This window comes from Ensifer sp. VA4 (genome assembly GCF_055710065.1).
Window position 1 is genome coordinate 416,788 of record NZ_JBVQPO010000001.1, and the last position, 16,747, is coordinate 433,534.

10 protein-coding genes and 1 tRNA gene are annotated in these 16,747 nt (G+C 63.0%); 5 read left to right on the forward strand and 6 right to left on the reverse strand.

Annotated features, from left to right (window positions below; translation table 11 throughout):
- Positions 1-43: 43 nt before the first annotated feature.
- Entirely contained in the window at positions 44-1,540 is a 1,497-nt protein-coding gene (locus AC0C6X_RS01980) for a CoA-acylating methylmalonate-semialdehyde dehydrogenase (RefSeq protein ID WP_173515662.1), read from the reverse strand.
- A gap of 127 nt (positions 1,541-1,667) precedes the next feature.
- Here AC0C6X_RS01980 and AC0C6X_RS01985 point away from each other — a divergent pair, with 127 nt between their 5' ends.
- Positions 1,668-2,549, forward strand: a complete 882-nt coding sequence (locus AC0C6X_RS01985) for a LysR family transcriptional regulator (RefSeq protein ID WP_173515661.1) — start codon at positions 1,668-1,670, stop codon at positions 2,547-2,549.
- Positions 2,550-2,725: 176 nt separating this feature from the next.
- Here the strand turns inward: AC0C6X_RS01985 and AC0C6X_RS01990 are convergent, their stop codons facing one another.
- Both AC0C6X_RS01990 and AC0C6X_RS01995 read right to left on the reverse strand, forming a co-directional pair.
- Positions 2,726-3,406, reverse strand: coding sequence for a peroxiredoxin-like family protein (locus AC0C6X_RS01990; protein ID WP_472951850.1), 681 nt, complete (start codon positions 3,404-3,406; stop codon positions 2,726-2,728).
- A 322-nt stretch (positions 3,407-3,728) separates the two neighbouring features.
- Positions 3,729-5,489 (reverse strand): adenylate/guanylate cyclase domain-containing protein, encoded by a 1,761-nt coding sequence (locus AC0C6X_RS01995; protein WP_173515660.1) that lies wholly within the window; start codon positions 5,487-5,489, stop codon positions 3,729-3,731.
- 356 nt (positions 5,490-5,845) lie between these two features.
- Between AC0C6X_RS01995 and AC0C6X_RS02000 the strand changes: the two genes are divergently transcribed.
- A complete protein-coding gene (locus AC0C6X_RS02000; RefSeq protein WP_173514874.1) occupies positions 5,846-6,046 on the forward strand; it encodes a hypothetical protein in 201 nt (66 codons plus the stop codon).
- Between the two features lie 64 nt (positions 6,047-6,110).
- Here AC0C6X_RS02000 and AC0C6X_RS02005 read toward each other — a convergent pair.
- A tRNA-His gene (locus tag AC0C6X_RS02005) sits at positions 6,111-6,187 on the reverse strand.
- Between the two features lie 192 nt (positions 6,188-6,379).
- Positions 6,380-6,829, reverse strand: coding sequence for a phasin (locus AC0C6X_RS02010; protein ID WP_173515659.1), 450 nt, complete (start codon positions 6,827-6,829; stop codon positions 6,380-6,382).
- A gap of 229 nt (positions 6,830-7,058) precedes the next feature.
- Between AC0C6X_RS02010 and AC0C6X_RS02015 the strand changes: the two genes are divergently transcribed.
- Positions 7,059-10,676, forward strand: a complete 3,618-nt coding sequence (locus AC0C6X_RS02015; RefSeq protein ID WP_472951647.1) for a PAS domain S-box protein — start codon at positions 7,059-7,061, stop codon at positions 10,674-10,676.
- 92 nt (positions 10,677-10,768) lie between these two features.
- A complete protein-coding gene (locus AC0C6X_RS02020; RefSeq protein ID WP_472951650.1) occupies positions 10,769-12,451 on the forward strand; it encodes an ABC transporter permease in 1,683 nt (560 codons plus the stop codon).
- A gap of 299 nt (positions 12,452-12,750) precedes the next feature.
- Here the strand turns inward: AC0C6X_RS02020 and AC0C6X_RS02025 are convergent, their stop codons facing one another.
- Complete coding sequence (locus AC0C6X_RS02025) at positions 12,751-14,703, reverse strand: acetoacetate--CoA ligase (protein ID WP_472951653.1); 1,953 nt, start codon at positions 14,701-14,703, stop codon at positions 12,751-12,753.
- Between the two features lie 186 nt (positions 14,704-14,889).
- On the opposite strand from AC0C6X_RS02025, the gene AC0C6X_RS02030 reads away from it, so the two are divergent.
- Positions 14,890-16,713: an AsmA family protein gene (locus AC0C6X_RS02030; protein WP_472951852.1), complete on the forward strand. Its 1,824-nt coding sequence runs from the start codon at positions 14,890-14,892 to the stop codon at positions 16,711-16,713.
- The last annotated feature ends 34 nt before the right edge of the window (positions 16,714-16,747 follow it).

Genomic DNA, 16,747 nt, shown 5'->3' on the forward strand with positions numbered 1-16,747 from the left:
GCCTCCCGAAGGAGGCCCCGAGGCGGGAGGATATCGTGTCCCGTTACTTCATCGTCGGTATGACGAATTCGGCTCCACCCTTGATGCCCGAGGGCCAGCGCTCGGTGATGGTCTTCGTCCTGGTCCAGAACTTGATCGAGTCCGTACCATGCTGGTTCAGGTCGCCGAAGGACGAAGACTTCCAGCCGCCGAAGGAGTGGTAGGCGAGCGGAACCGGGATCGGCACGTTGACGCCAACCATGCCAATGTTGATGCGCGAGGCGAAGTCGCGGGCAGCGTCGCCGTCACGGGTGTAGATCGCGACGCCGTTGCCGTATTCGTGCTTCATCGGCAGATCGAGGGCTTCCTCGTAGTTCTTGGCGCGAACGACCGAGAGAACCGGTCCGAAGATTTCCGTCTTGTAGATGTCCATGTCGGGCGTGACATGGTCGAACAGGCAGCCGCCGATGAAATGGCCGTTCTCATAGCCCTGGAGCTTGAAGTCGCGGCCGTCGACGACCAGTTTCGCGCCCTGCTCGATACCGCTATCGATCAGGTTCCGGATGCGCTGCTCGGCTTCCTTGGTGACGACCGGGCCCATGTCGGCCTTCTCGTCGGTGTAGGGGCCGATGCGCAGGCTTTCGACCATCGGGGTCAGCTTCTGGATCAGGCGGTCGGCGGTTTCTTCACCGACCGGGACGGCAACCGAGATCGCCATGCAGCGCTCGCCGGCCGAGCCGTAGCCAGCGCCTATCAGCGCGTTGGCGGCCTGGTCGAGGTCGGCGTCGGGCATGATGATCATGTGGTTCTTGGCGCCGCCGAAGCACTGGGCGCGCTTGCCGTTCATCGCCGCCGTGCCATAGACGTAGCGGGCGATCGGCGTCGAGCCGACGAAGGAGACGGCGGCGATATCCGGATGGGTGAGGATCGCGTCGACCGCGCCCTTGTCGCCGTTGACGACATTGAGGATGCCTGCCGGCAGGCCCGCTTCGATCATCAGTTCAGCGAGGCGGATCGGAACGGACGGGTCACGCTCGGACGGCTTCAGGATGAAGGCGTTGCCGCAGGCGATCGCCGGGGCGAACATCCACATCGGGATCATCGCCGGGAAGTTGAACGGCGTGATGCCGGCGCCGATGCCGACGGCCTGGCGGATCGAGTACATGTCGATGCCGGGGCCTGCGCCTTCGGTGAATTCGCTCTTCTGCAGGTGCGGAATGCCGATGACGAATTCGCAGACTTCAAGGCCGCGGACGAGGTCGCCCTTGGCGTCCTCGATGGTCTTGCCGTGTTCGCGCGAAAGGATTTCGGCAAGCTCGTTCATGTGCGCGTTCAGGAGTTCGACGAACTTCATGAAGACGCGGGCGCGACGCTGCGGGTTGGTGGCCGCCCACTTCGGCTGCGCCGCCTTGGCGCTCTCGACCGCTGCCGCCAGTTCCGCGTCGCTGGCGAGCGCTACCGTACCCTGTACTTCGCCGGTTGCCGGATTGAAGATGTTGCTGACGCGGCCGCTCTTGCCGGCAACGCGCTTACCATCGATGAAATGACCGATTTCGTACATGGTGGTTCCTCCAGACCTTGATTGTGGCGGCATGATCGCACTACGATTTCAACAAATCAATTTCCTACATTCAGCAACCGTTGTGCAGAAATTAAAGTCCACGGCTGCGCACCGAGGTTTCGACACTATGAACTGGGACGATGTCAGAATGTTTCTAGCCGTCGCGCGCACCGGACAGATCCTGGCGGCGTCGAAACGGCTCGGCGTCAACCATGCCACTCTCAGCCGCCGGGTGACCGCGCTCGAGGAAACGCTGAAGACGCGGCTTCTGGTGCGCCGGCCGAACGGCTGCGAACTGACGGCCGAGGGAGAGATCTTCCTGACGGCAGCCGAGCGGATGGAAACCGAGATGCTGGCAGCGCAGTCGCAGATCGGCCGGATCGATACGGCAATCGCCGGCACCGTTCGCATCGGCGCACCCGACGGTTTCGGCGTGTCTTTCCTGGCGCCGCGCCTCGGTCGGCTGACGGCTCGCTATCCGGAGCTGAAACTGCAGCTCGTGCCGGTGCCGCGTTCCTTCTCGCTGTCGCAGCGCGAGGCCGATATCGCGATCACCATCGAGCGGCCGGAACAGGGGCGTCTCGTCTCCTCCAAGCTCACGGATTACACGCTCGGCCTCTACGCCTCGTCAGCCTATCTCGAAAAGCACGGTACGCCACGGACGATCGACGACCTCAGGGAGCATCGCCGCATCGGCTATGTCGAGGACCTGATCTTCACGCCATCGCTGAATTTTTCTGCCGAGATCATGCGAAGCTGGGATGCCTCTTTCGAAATCTCCAGCGCCACCGGCCAGACGGAGGCGGTGCGCTCCAGCGCCGGCATCGGCATCCTGCACAATTACATCGCCCGCCACACGCCGGAGCTCAAACGCGTGCTGCCGGAGACGACCATCCGCCGCGCCTACTGGACCACCTACCACGAAAGCGCCCGCGACCTCGTGCGCGTGCGCACGGTGGTCGCCTTCCTGCAGGAACTGGTAATGGCGGAGCACCAGATCTTCATCTGATGCACCTCAACGGAGAAATCCGCGGACCAATCGTGCGCTACAACGCCGTGCGTCTTCGGACGCGCAAAGGCCGCCGTAGCACTTTGAAGTGCTGCATGTTTTTGTCCTTAGAGCGGATACGATTCAAGGAAACATGCAGTAGCGACCCGGCGGCCTCGTCGAGCGAATTGTCGCTATCAATCTGCGACTTGCGAAGCGGCCGCCAACAACTCCTCGGGATTGAGCGCCTGGCACATGTTTTGGCCCTGGTCCTCAACTTCCGTAAAGCTCCAGCGCACCACACCTTCACGATCGAGCAGAAAATGGCCGACAAGCTGCATATGGCCGGGTGTCCTCACCTGCTGATCGGCGTCCGTGATTTCGTATCCGTCCTTTTCGCTCAGGAGGTCGCCGGCCGTCGCCGGGTCCATCGGTTCGGGCAATTCGCTCGGCAGATCGACCCGCATCGTCTTGACGAGGTCCATCCCGACCCTGCGTGGCCAGTCGGTCTCGTCCTCCGTGAACTCGATGAGAGGTAAGCCGAAGGCACGGTGTGACGCCCGCTCCGGGTCGGACGCAGCAAGAAGGCCGGGTATCGGATGATAGCGGAAATAGAGCCGCGCGCGTTCGACCGGGGTGTTCACCACCGCCAGGGAATCCACGCCTTTTTCGCGCAGCGCCGGGTTGAACTGCGCCATCGCCGCGACATGGCGCCGGCAGAAGGGACACAGCAGGCCCCGATACAACCCGACCAATAACGGACGACGGCCGCGAAAATCATCGAGTGCGATCTTCCCCTCGCGTGAGATCGCATCCAGCACAAAGTTCGGAGCCTGGTCGCCCAATCGTAACGGATGGTCCAGATATTGTGGAGACATGGTCAACCTCCTCGCCCGAAGGACCAGAAAAAGAGGCCGCACGGCAAGCTCTGCGATGTTGAGCGCGGCGTAAACGCCCTGCTCCAGCGCAAAATGCACTCGGCCCCGTCATGGTGCGGGGTCGAGATCAAGCGTCGCCCGGTCTGACCTCCCGTCCAAGCGCATAGCCATAATCAAGCTGAGAATGGCCCCACATTGGCTCACGAGCAAGCAGCAAACGGCGTTTCATGGTCCGTGCACGGCACGCGCTTCCCGGCACGCGCCCTTCCCTCCAGGAGCGATGGACAGAGCGTCCCAGAATGCAGGTCGTCCCGCGTCGCATCTAAAGCGAAATCCCGGCTTCCCGTAGTCCGTCCACCAACCGGCCCAGAACGCCCGGATCCTTGTAGGGCATGGCACGCCTGAGGTGATCTATCGAGAAATTCGGATTGACCTCGAACACCTCATGCCAATAACGCCGCGCCTCCTCATGGCGCCCGGTGCGGCCGTAGAGACAGGCGAGATAGAAACGCGTCATGTCCGAACGAGGAGCCAGTGCCAGTCGACGCTTGAAGGCAATCTCGGCCTCGTCGAAGCGGCCGAGATTGAGCAGGGTCCGCCCAAGGAAGTGCAGCGAAAGGTCGAATTGCGGATCGAGCCGGTGGGCCCGCGTGTAATAGGGCAGCGCGTCCTCGAACCGGCTCTGGAAATCCCGGATCGAGCCGAGAGCCGTGTGACCACCGGCGGAATTGGGGTCGAGCTTGAGCATGCGCTGCGCCGCGACTTCCGCCTCGTCGTAACGCCGTGCCCAGCAGAGCGCGAGCGACAGGGCATGATGGCCATGCGCCTCGTTCTCGTCGGTTTCGACAGCCTTTTCGGCGAGCTCGAGGGCACGCGAAATATTGTCGAATGTCCCGCCGTTCCACCGGTTGATGTAGTCGGTCAAGGCGACGATCGAGAGCGACGCATAGGCAGCGGCAAGGCCCGGATCGATGGAGATGGCGCGCTCGAGCATGCTGCGCGCCTCGGCGGAAGATTGCACGTCGAACCGCAGGATGGCCTGGCGGGATCGGACGAGCAGGTCATAGGCTTCCGGGTCGACCTTGCTGCGAGTCTCGCGCCGCTCCTCTTCGCCGGCCGTCAGCTTTACCTTGAGCGCAGTGACGATGGTGCGGGTCACTTCGTCCTGAACCTCGAAGATGTCTTCCATTCCGCGGTCGTAGCGTTCGGCCCAGAGATGACCGCCTGTCGTTCCGTCGATCATCTGGGCGTTGATCCGGATCCGATTGGCGGCACGGCGAACGCTGCCTTCAAGCACGTAGCGAACGCCGAGATCGCGGCTGACCTGACGGATATCCGGTGACTTGCCCTTATAGGCGAAGGAGGAATTGCGGGCGATGACGAAGAGGCCTGAAACCTTGGAAAGATCGGTGATGATGTCCTCGGTGATGCCGTCGGCGAAATAGCCCTGTTCCGGATCGCCGGACATGTTGTCGAACGGCAGTACGGCGATCGATGGCCGGCTCGGGAGCTGCGGCGGCGCTTCGGGGACAACCTTCACCGGCGCGTCATATTCGTCCGGCGACCAGCTCCAGATGTGCACGGGGCGCTCGATGTTCTTGACCTCGTGCTGGCCACTGTCGACGAAATCGAGGTCGATGCGGCCATGCACATATTCGTGCACCCCATCCGAGATCGCCACGCCGCCCGGTTTGGCGAGCGCTTCTATCCGGGCCGCGACGTTGACGCCATCGCCATAGAGGTCGCTGTCGGCGACCATGATATCGCCCATGTTGACCCCGACGCGCAGCACGATTGCCTGATCCGCCGGTACGTCCCGGTTTGCCGCCGTCATCGCTTGCTGAAGTGCTGCGGCGCATTCGACGGCATTGACGGCACTGGAGAATTCGACGAGCACACCGTCGCCCGTCGTCTTGAAGACACGGCCTTGATGGGTGGCGACAAGTGGCTCCAGAACCTCCTTCCAGCGCGCCATGAGCTGTGTGTAGGTGTTTTTCTCGTCACGCTCCATCAGCCGGCTATAACCGACGACGTCAGCAGCCAGGATCGCAGCGAGCCTGCGTGTGATGGATTCGTTGGCCATGGATTGCAGCGCCTTCCGAGAATCCGTTGTCGAAATTTTACCGACGGATGGCGCCAATGTCTATTCGGACGGAAGGCGTCAGCGGCCGCTGATTTCACGCCTGAGGAAGACAGTCGCCATCGCCTCTGTACGCGACGGGCAATTCGCGCAACCGGACCGGCTTTCATCTCCGGCTGACTGCGGTAGCGTCACCGATCGACCCGTTTTGGGTATCGCAGCGCAGGAACAGAGCGCCGTCTCCCAGCGTTTCTGCTCAATGGGAGACTCCCGTGCGATGGTTCGGGGCAATTGCCCACGAGCGCGCGGGATCGCGCGGAAGCGATTCGTACGTGGAGTCGAGCAAGGAGGATGGAACGATGCTTGTCGCTGTAACGGGCAGGCCAATCCTGCCCGGTGAATTCATCAAGATCGACGACGTCTTCAGCGATGCGATACGGGAAAGAAATCTCCCGCGCCGCTCAGCCGAGGCCACTGCACTGGCCGCCCGACTGATCGAGCTCTACCAGAATGGCGTCGATGACGTGACGGCGTTGAGAGCGATGGCCAAGCTGTTCTGAGCGCGCGATGCTCGCGCCGGCGGCTTCGACAAAATGCTTCAACATCCGTGAGATAGGGAAGAAATGGTACGGTTGAGTGGGGTCGAACCACTGACCTCAGGTGCCACAAACCTGCGCTCTAACCAACTGAGCTACAACCGCACGGCTGGCGACGTCGTGTCGCTTGGCGGCTCACATACGGAGACTTCCGTCGATTTGCAAGCCTTAACTTGAGATTATCCTGCAAAAAGACCGGATGGCAACCCATCCGGTCTTTTTGAATTTCGGCGCACCCGTAGATCCAGGGGGCAACAGCGGCCTGTCGCCACCGGCCAGGCAACGCAATCGGTCGGCTCAGGCCTTCTTGAAGGAGGACATTGCCTTTTCGGCAGCTTCCTTGCCCGGCTTTGCGACGTTCTCGGCGACCTTCTTGGTCGCTTCCTGCATGGTCTTCGCCTGCTCGACGGCGAGTTCGGCCTGCTTGCGGATGAAGCTCGTCTGCAGTTCGACGAGTTCGGAGAGCGACTTCACGCCGAGCAGCGCTTCCATGTGCGAAAGCGAGTTTTCGGCATTGGTGCGCAGCGCATCGATCGCCTTGAGGCCGAGTTCGACGGTGCCGGTCTGAGCGCTTTCAAGCGTGGCTTCGACGGTCTTCGTCGCTTCTTCGGCGGCCGTCTTCATCTTGGCATAGGCTTCCTTCGACTGGGCGGCACCCTTTTCCGCGAAATCGCGGAAGCTGTCGGTGAACTTCGCCGGGTCGAACGAGGAAAGGGAAAATACGTCGTCGGTCTTCTTGGTAGCCATGAAAGCGCTCCTTGGTGTCAGGCCCTCTTTTGAGGCGCCGTTGCTTGATGCGCACTATATAATCGATCTCCTTGTGCATTGCAATAAAATTGTGCAGCGCACAAAATCCGAGGCATTAACCTTTCGCCGTGAAAGCCGGGACGAAGGTCGGGGCCTCGCTGGACCCTCGCGGGCGGGCCGGGTATTAATAGAGTGTTAACCCGTAAGCGATCCGTCAATAGGCCAGTCCATGCCCGCGAGACAGTATCCCTTCATCGACATCGCCGTGCATGCGCGGGTGCGAGAGCATTTCGCCCGCGGCGATGCGGCGATCCTGTTTTCGCGGGATTTCGAACGCATCCTCTGGGCAAACGACCAGGGCGCCGCGTTCTTCGGCGCCGGATCGATCTATGATTTCATCGATGCGGGGCCGGACCAGAACGATCTTTCGCTGCGCCAGCTGCGCGCCGCGGCCGCGCAGCTCGTACGCGTCGGCGATCGCCGCCAGCTTTCGATACGGAAGTTCTCGGGCTTTCGCGGTACGCCGCTCAATGTCGCCGTCGAGATGATCCGCGTTCGGCCGGACGAGGATGCCGTGCTCTTTACCGCACCGCATACGGGCGCGCCGCTTTCGATCGAGGATCGGGCCGCCCGAATGATCGCCGGCCTGGACGGCCCCGATACCCACATGGCGGTGCTCGATGGTGAAGGCGCCATTGTCGCGCACTCCCTGGGTTTTCCCGATCTCGGCATGTCGGACGAGACGCGCAGGCAACTCGTCGTCGCCGTTTCGCGCGACAATGACTGGCTGATCAAACGCCCGGTGGCCACCCGGAAGGGGCATTTGCCGGCGGCCGTGGGCAAGATTGCCGACGATCCGCCGCTGCATCTGCTCTTTGCTGTCGAGACCATCCTCGGCACCCTCGACCCCGAGGACGTTTCGCCCGCAGCCGAGCCGGCGTCCGTGCTGCCCCCAGTCCAGGATCAGGATCCGGGCGCAAGCGAGATTGCATCCGGCGCCGAACCGGCAACCGATGAAATGGTCGACGAACCGGCTGCAAGTCTTGCGCCTGTCGCGCCATTGGAACCGGCCTACGAACCCAAGGCATCGGACGTTGAAGCGCAGGTCGACGACGGTGCCCAAGTCACGGACGAAGCTGGCATTCCAGCGGACGACGTCATCGAACCGGAACCGTCCAGCACCGGCGACGAGGCTAAGGCGGCACAGCCCGGTGACGAGAGCGATGCCGAGGAACGAAGTGTCGAGCCCCCCGAGATTTCTGCCGACGGAGCTGAGGAACGCCGCGCCGAAGGCGAAACGGGCGAAATCGGCGAGGTGGAAATCGCTCCGACGGAACAGGCGGACTTCGTCTTTACGCCTGGCGGCCGTGCGGTGCGTTTCGTCTGGAAAATCGATGCCGAAGGTCGCTTCAGCGAAATTTCCGAGGAATTCGCGACCGCGGTGGGGCCGCGCGCGGCCGACGTGATCGGCATGAGCTTCACCGATGTTGCGGTGCGTTACGATCTCGATCGCGACCACAAGATCGGCACGCTGCTGCAGCGCCGCGACACCTGGTCCGGCAAGACGATCTTCTGGCCCGTTCAAGGCACGAGCCTCAAGGTTCCGGTCGATCTTGCCGCTTTGCCCACCTATTCCCGCTCGCGCGAATTCGACGGCTTCCGCGGGTTCGGCATCGTACGCCTTGCCGATGCCGTCGAGGACGAGAACGCCAACGGCCTGGCGCTCGGCCCCGAGGTAAGGGTGGACGGGCCCGTGGCCTCATCTCTGCCGGAAGAGGCCGGGAGCGAAGGACCAACCGGCGAGATCGAGGCCGAAAGCCAGGTTGCCGCAGAGCATGCCACGGATGAGGGCGGCGCTGCCGAACCCGAAGGCCTGCCGCTTTTCTCGGTCGCGCCGGCAGCAGCGGATCTTCCGCCTGAAGAGGAAAGCCCTATTGACGAGCCTGCGTCGCCCCCGGGTCCTTCCCAAGGCGAGCGCCCGGCGCTGCGCATCGTGGAGACACCGGGCCGCCGGACCTCCGACAAGATCGTCGAACTCGAGCAGCACCGGGCGGCGAGCGGGCTGACGCGCGGCGAACAGGCGGCCTTTCGCGAAATCGCCCGCCAACTGGGCGAGAATTTCGGCAAGCCGGCCGAAGAGGCAGAAGTGGCGCCGGAAAACGGCGAAGCAGTCCGCGCGACAACAGCCGAGCCCCTGCCCCCGAGCGAGGACGACAACACGGCTTCAATGCGGCCGTCAGGCGAGCCGGAGATCGAAGACGCTGTACCCGTCGAGGCGGACGGAAGCGAAACCGCGCTCGACGCGAAGACACCCGACGACGCGGCCGGCGAAATCGAAGTCCAGCAGCAGACGGCCGATATCGGTCTCAGCGGCGAGATCCTCGACAGCCTGCCGATCGGCATGCTCGTCCATCGCGGCGACCAATTGCTGCACGCCAATCCGGAGTTCCTGCGCCTCACCGCCTATGACGACCTCGACGCGTTCGCGCAGGAAGGCGGCATAGACGCGCTGTTTGCCAATGGCGAAGAGGCAATCGACGGCGAGCCCGACGGCACCATGACGCTGATCCGCAAGGACGGCCAATTGCGGCCGGTCACCGCCCGCCTGCACTCGATCCGCTGGGACGGCAAGGGCGCCCTGATGCTGGCACTGACACCGGCGAGCGCGCCGAGCACCGAAGCGGCCAAGGGTGACGAGGCGGTCGCAGGGGGCGAGCAGATCGAGAGCCTGAAGACGGAAATCGACGAGCTCAAGTCCATTCTGGAAACAGCCACCGATGGCGTGGTCGTTCTCGGCCATGACGGCGATATCCGCTCGGTGAACCGTTCGGCCAGCGCCCTCTTCAACTATGACGAGGGCGAGATCCGCGGCAAACCCTTCGCGGCGCTTTTCGCCCATGAGAGCCAGAAGGCGGTCATCGACTATCTGCACGGTCTTTCCGGTCATGGCGTGGCGAGTGTGCTGAATGACGGTCGCGAAGTGATCGGGCGGGAGGCCAATGGCGGCTTCATCCCGCTGTTCATGACCATCGGCAGGCTTTCGGCTTCCAACGGCTTCTGCGCCGTGATCCGCGACATCACCCAGTGGAAGCGGACGGAAGAAGAGCTCCGGAACGCCAAGCGCGCGGCGGAAACGGCAAACGCCCACAAGACCGAGTTCCTTGCCCGCGTCAGCCACGAGATCCGCACGCCGCTCAACGCGATCATCGGCTTCTCCGACATGATGGCAAGCGAGCATTTCGGCCCGGTCGGCCATCCGCGCTATATCGAATATGCCGGCGATATCGGCCGGTCGGGCCGGCACGTGCTCGATATCGTCAACGATCTCCTGGATATCTCGAAAATCGAAGCCGGAGAGATGGAACTCGACTTCGGCGCCGTCGAGATCAACGAGGCGATTTCCGAGGCCGTGTCTCTCGTCCAGCCCCAGGCCAACAGCCAGCGCGTCATCATCCGTACCTCGCTTTCGGCAGCCGTGCCGAACGTCGTCGCCGACGGCCGCTCGATCAAGCAGATCGCGCTCAACATCCTGGCGAATGCCATCCGCTTCACGCCGTCGGGCGGTCAGATCGTCGTATCGACCTCCTACGAGGCGAATGGCAGCGTCATCCTGCGGATCCGCGATACCGGCGTCGGCATGACGCGCAGCGAACTGGACCAGGCGATGAAACCGTTCCGGCAGGTAACGACGGGCGGACGCAAGCGCGGCGACGGCACCGGGCTCGGCCTGCCACTGACGAAGGCCATGGCGGAAGCGAACCGGGCGCATTTCTCGATCACCTCCGCGCCGAACGATGGCACGCTGGTGGAAATCTCCTTCCCGTCACAACGCGTCTTGGCGAACTGAGACCGGATGTTATAAGGAAATGTTGACTTGCGGCGGCCAGTTTGCTGGCCGCTGGTTAGCTATTCCTGCCGTCTCGCTTCGGAATCGATCGATTGCAGTCCACCTCTCACAGCACAAAGCGGCGTCTTGCACGTGCAGGAACCGGTCTTTCCCATCCTCTCCTGGCGACCTGGGCCGGCCTGACGTCGGTGATCGTGCTGATGCCGATCATCGCGATCGCGTGGCTTGCCGTATCGGGTGGCGGCAGCAACTGGCCGCACCTCATGGAAAACGTCATTCCACGCGCGACCGGGCGAACGCTGCTCCTCGTTTCGCTGACGGGTGCCACCACTGCGGTCATCGGCATCCTGACAGCGTGGCTGGTGGCAAGTTGCGAGTTTCCGCTCCGCCGGTTTCTCTCCGCAGCCCTCGTGCTGCCACTCGCCATCCCAGCCTATCTGGCTGCCTATGCCTTCGGTGAACTCCTCACCTTCACCGGGCCGGTGCAAAGCCTGGTCCGCTTCATCTTCGGCTTCAAGACGAGCCGCGACTATTGGTTTCCGGATATCCGCTCGCTCGGCGGCGCGGTGCTGGTGTTGAGTTCGGTGCTCTATCCATACATCTATCTCGCTTGCCGCTCGATGTTCCTGATGCAGGGACGGGCGGCTGCGGACGTCGCGCGCACCCTCGGCGCCGGTCCGCTCAAGGTGTTCTTCCGCATCCAGATCCCGATGGCCCGCCCGGCGATCATGATCGGCCTGACGCTGGTGGCGATGGAGACCTTGAACGATATCGGTGCCGTCGAATTCCTCGGCGTGCAGACGCTGACCTTCTCGATCTTCGATACCTGGCTGAACCGCGGCAGCCTTGCGGGCGCCGCACAGATCGCCTGCATCATGCTGGTCTTCGTCATCGGGTTGATGATGATCGAACGGGCCGCACGGCGCCGCCAGCGCTTCTCCAGCCAGAAGACCACCTCGGCCGTCCACGATGCCGTCCGGCTGTCTTTGACCGGCTGGAAGAAATGGTCGGCGATGCTTGCCTGCCTGCTGCCAGTTCTCTCCGGTTTCGCCGTGCCGTTCTTCATCCTCGGCAACTTTGCCCTGAAGCGGATCGACCAGTTTGTGGAGCCTCGTCTGCTGAACGCGCTCTTCCACAGCATCCTGGTTTCGGGCGCGACGGCGATCGCCACGGTGCTGCTCGGCTTCGTACTGGCCTATGCGGCGCGCACCGGGCACTCCCGGGTCTCCGACACGGCGGGGCGGCTTGCCTCCTTCGGCTACGGTGTGCCCGGCACGGTGCTGGCGATCGGCGTGCTCTTTCCGCTCGCCGCTCTCGACAATGCGATCGATGCCGGCATGCGGGAAACCTTCGGCATCTCCACCGGACTGATGATGACCGGCACCGGCTTTGCCATCATCTATGCCTGCAGCGTGCGCTTTCTGACAATGGCGGAAGGCACACTCGAAGCCGGCTTCCATAAGCTCTCTCCGCATCTCGACATGGCCGCGCGCGCACTCGGACGCACGGGCGGACAGACCCTGCGCACCGTGCTGCTGCCGATGATGCGTCCGGCCGTTCTGACTGCAGCCCTGCTCGTCTTCATCGAAACGATGAAGGAGCTATCGGCCACGATCATGCTGCGGCCCTTCAATTTCAACACGCTGGCCACGCTCGTCTACGAGGACGCCTCGCGGGCGAAGGTCGAGGATGCCTCGGTTGCCGCCATGATCATCGTCATCGCCGGCATGATCCCGGTCATCGCGGTGTCGCGGTCGCTCGAAGGCCGATCCTGATCGACCGGGGGCATTGGCTCCACTCGTTTCTGACGGCCGAAGCGGCATAAAAAAAAGGTGGCTGGGAGGCCACCTCGATAGTCGAATGCTAAACCAACAAGTGCTCGAAAAGGGATGACATCATGTCTGCGGCGGCATCGCTGCCGAACGCCGACCTACATCGACCGGGCCCAAGTTAACATGACAATGCGCCCCGAATTCTTAACAAGACCTTACCAGGCGACTGCGCAATTTTAGTGATTTTTCAGCAAGTCTGAAGGCTTGGTTAACTCGGGGAGCGCCAACAAGTTAACGCACCCTCAATTCTTAAGGGCCTCGAGACCGGCAAAAAGGTCGAGCGCCTCGGGGTTGGCGAGCGCCTCCTTGTTCTTCACCGGACGGCCATGCACGACATCACGGACGGCAAGCTCGACGATCTTGCCCGACTTGGTGCGGGGGATGTCGGTGACCGCGATCACCTTCGCCGGCACGTGGCGCGGCGACGCGCCGACGCGGATACGGTTCTTGATCGCCTTGATCAGATCCTCGGTTAGCGTGATCCCGGATGCGAGGCGGACGAACAGAACGACGCGGACGTCGTCTTCCCAATCCTGCCCGATGCAGAGGGCCTCGACGACCTCCTCCATCTGCTCGACCTGATTGTAGATCTCCGCGGTGCCGATGCGCACGCCGCCCGGGTTCAAAGTCGCGTCGGAGCGGCCGTGAATAATGATACCGCCGTGTTCGGTCCATTCGGCAAAGTCGCCATGGCACCAGACGTTGTCGAAGCGCTCGAAATAGGCGGCGCGATACTTGGCGCCTTCCGGGTCGTTCCAAAACATCACCGGCATCGACGGGAACGCCTTGGTGCAGACGAGCTCGCCCTTTTCACCGCGCACGGACTGCCCCTCGTCGTTCCAGACGTCGACGGCCAATCCGAGGCCTGGCCCCTGGATCTCGCCGCGCCAGACCGGCTTCAGGGGATTGCCGAGCACGAAGCAGGAGACGATATCCGTGCCTCCGGATATCGAAGCGAGCTGCACGTCCGACTTAATCCCTTCGTAGACGAAGGAGAAGCCTTCCGGCGACAAGGGCGAACCGGTGGAGGTGAGCAGCCTCAGGGTCGAGAGGTCATGGGTCTTGGCCGGCACGAAGCCGCCCTTGCGGACCGCATCGATATACTTGGCCGAGGTGCCGAACACCGCGAACTTCTCGGCCGCGGCATAGTCGAAGAGCACGTTGCCGTCGGGGTAGAAGGGCGAGCCGTCGAAGAGACAAAGCGTGGCGCCGACCGCCAAGCCCGAGGCCAGCCAGTTCCACATCATCCAGCCACAGGTGGTGAAGTAGAAGAGCTTTTCGCCGCGGCGAAGGCCGCAGTGGAAACGGTGTTCCTTCAGATGCTGCAGCAAGGTGCCGCCGGCCGAATGCACGATGCACTTCGGTACACCCGTCGTGCCTGACGAAAACAGCACATAGAGCGGATGGCTGAAGGGAAGCCGCTCGAACGTCAGGACCTTCGCCTCGAAGGGCGCGATGAAGTCTCCGAGAGTCGTACCGCCTGCGATCGAGGCGGCAAGCGCCGCGCTGTCGCCGGCGTAGGGTACGATCAACGCCGGCACGGCAAGGCTGGCCGAGACCGCGCGCACCTTCGCGTCGACGTCCTGGCGCTTGCCGTTATACCAATAGCCGTCGCAGGCGATGAACAGCTTCGGCGCGATCTGGCCGAATCGATCGAGAACGCCCTGCTCGCCGAAATCGGGAGAGCAGGAGGACCAGATCGCCCCGATCGAGGCGGTCGCCAGCATCAGCGCGACGGTTTCCGGCATGTTCGGCATCATCGCCGCGACGCGGTCACCCGGGCCAATCCCTTGCGCTTTCAGCGCCTGCTGCAGTCGCGACACCAAAGCGCGCAGCTCGTTCCACGACAGGCGGTAATCGACCTTGTCCTCGCCGCGGAACACAAGCGCATCGCCATCGCCGGTTTCACGAAGCAGGTTCTCGGCGAAGTTCAGCTTCGCTTCAGGGAAAAAACGAGCGTCGAGCATCCGGTCGCCATTGACGAGGGCGGTCGCGCCACGCTCGCCGATGACGTTGCAATGCTCCCATACTGCGGTCCAGAAATCACCACGCTCGGCCACCGACCATGCATGGAACGCGTCATAATCCGCAAAGGTCCTGCCGAAACGTTCGCTGCACCAGGCGATAAATTCGGCCATGGGACTATGCTCACGGATCTCGAGACTGGGAACCCACAACGGCTGCTCTGCTTGCATGCTTTTCCTCCACTCCTGCTCCATGCTCTCTATACCATGCTGCATCGCAAAATAAACAGTACCCGCAGTCGCCTCGGCATCGAGCCGGCGACATTTACCTGTCTGTTTCCTGTCCGCCGCATTTGATTTCTGAGGGCCGAAGGCCTATCCAACATGCGTGACCCAAGCGACGGCGACCAGGCGGACATGACACGGAAATTCCTGCATATGATGCGCGACGCACGCCTGTGGTCGCGGCTCCGCCGTCGCCACTTCCTCTGGGCAGCGGCGATCGGAGTGGGGCTTGCTGCCGCCTACAACGCCGCGCTGCCTCTGCTGATTTCCACCGCCGACGTGCGCCCAAGGGTGGAGCACATGCTCGACGCCTGGTCAGGTGGGAAAAGCCGGATAACAGGCAATCCCGAGATCAGCTTCTGGCCGGAACCGACCCTTACGCTCCGCTCGGCGACGATCGAGACGGCAGATGGCACATCGCGCAAGCTCGCGAATATCGGCAGGATAACCGCTTCCTTCAGCCTGCTTTCGGCCATCGACGGCGATCCGGAACTCGAGGACATCCGCCTGATCGAGCCGGTCATCACGCTGGAAAGACGGACGGATGGCACGCTCAACTGGCAACGCCCACACTGGTTGGCTGCGCCGGAAAGGCCGACCTCCAGCGATGATACGCCTTTCGGTGACGTCACGGTCGAAAACGGGCGCCTGCAGGTCATCGACCTCATCACCAACCAGACCCGGGAATTTTCCGGCATCGCCGGAACGGTCAAGTGGCCCTCCTTCACCGAGCCTCTGGGCGCCGAGTTCTCGGGCAGCCTTGGCGGACAGCTGGTGACCTGGACGCTCGACTGCAACGAGCCGCTGGCCCTGCTCGCCGGCCGCAACACGACGCTCAGGACATCGCTGAGCTCAACTCCATTGAACCTCTCTTTCGAAGGCATCGGCAGCCTCTCGCAGGCACCGATCAGTTCGGGGCGGCTCCAGCTTTCAACAGCATCCCTGCAAACGCTGGCGGCCTGGTATCAGGGCAAGGCTGGCCGCGCCCTGCCCGACAGCAGCCTTAACCTCACCGCCAATGTCACGACAGGCGATCGCTCCCTGAAGTTCGACGATCTGCAGCTTGCTCTGGGCGGCGCCAATGCGACCGGTGTTCTCGACGTTTCCACACCGGCCAACGATACGCCCCGGATAGAAGGCACGCTCGCCTTCGATCGTATCGGCCTCAACGGCCTGCAGCCACTCATCGATCAATTGCCGGTAGAGCCTGACGACGTCACCAAGCAGCTCCGTGACGCTTTCGTGCGGACCTGGCGCGCCGACCTCCGCCTATCGGCGCAGGAGGCATCGATCGGCCCTCTCCGGCTGATGGATGTCGCCGCCGGCGTCATCATCGATCATGGGCACGCTTCCATCGACATCGCTGACAGCACCTATGCCAATGGTCGGCTCAGCGGCCGGATCGCGATCTCGGAAGCAGGATTGGCAAAGGGCGGCAAGCTCGAACTGGTCCTGAAGAACGCCGACCTCGCCGCAGCGCTTGCGGACTTCGGGTTTACAGGCCCGATCCCGACCGGCCGAGGCAACGTCAACTTCGACCTGGAGACCGAGCATCCGTTCTGGACCGAGGAGGCGGCGGAAGCCTCGGGCCGCATCAGGCTCTCGCTCGCCAACGGCAGCCTCTCCGGCTTCGACGCAAACGCCTTCGCAGACTTGGTCAGGGCGGGAGAGTTCTTCTCGCTGGCTCAGGCGAGCGACGGCAGCTTCGCCTTCCAGACCGCCGATATCGAAGCCAGTTTCGGCGAGGGGTCGGCGCGGCTGAACCAGGCGCTCTTCACCGGCCACGCCGGCAGTCTCTCGGTCAATGGCGTCATTCCCTACCGCACCGGCAGCCTGGCGCTCGCCGGCACCTTCATCGACACGCTCAACGCTGGACAAAGGCTGCGCTTCTTCGTCGGCGGATCCTGGCCAAATGCAGTTATCTCGCCCTTGTCGGTCCTTGGCGAACCCAATTGAAAACGGCCGGTGTCAGGGACACCGGCCGTTGGCG

Coding starts and splice junctions, on each gene's coding strand:
- AC0C6X_RS01995 (WP_173515660.1), bottom strand. CDS start 5,489: ATGGCCAACGAATCCATCACACGCAGGCTCGCTGCGATCCTGGCTGCT.
- AC0C6X_RS01980 (WP_173515662.1), bottom strand. CDS start 1,540: ATGTACGAAATCGGTCATTTCATCGATGGTAAGCGCGTTGCCGGCAAG.
- AC0C6X_RS02025 (WP_472951653.1), bottom strand. CDS start 14,703: ATGCAAGCAGAGCAGCCGTTGTGGGTTCCCAGTCTCGAGATCCGTGAG.
- AC0C6X_RS01985 (WP_173515661.1), top strand. CDS start 1,668: ATGAACTGGGACGATGTCAGAATGTTTCTAGCCGTCGCGCGCACCGGA.
- AC0C6X_RS02030 (WP_472951852.1), top strand. CDS start 14,890: ATGACACGGAAATTCCTGCATATGATGCGCGACGCACGCCTGTGGTCG.
- AC0C6X_RS02015 (WP_472951647.1), top strand. CDS start 7,059: ATGCCCGCGAGACAGTATCCCTTCATCGACATCGCCGTGCATGCGCGG.
- AC0C6X_RS02000 (WP_173514874.1), top strand. CDS start 5,846: ATGCTTGTCGCTGTAACGGGCAGGCCAATCCTGCCCGGTGAATTCATC.
- AC0C6X_RS01990 (WP_472951850.1), bottom strand. CDS start 3,406: ATGTCTCCACAATATCTGGACCATCCGTTACGATTGGGCGACCAGGCT.
- AC0C6X_RS02010 (WP_173515659.1), bottom strand. CDS start 6,829: ATGGCTACCAAGAAGACCGACGACGTATTTTCCCTTTCCTCGTTCGAC.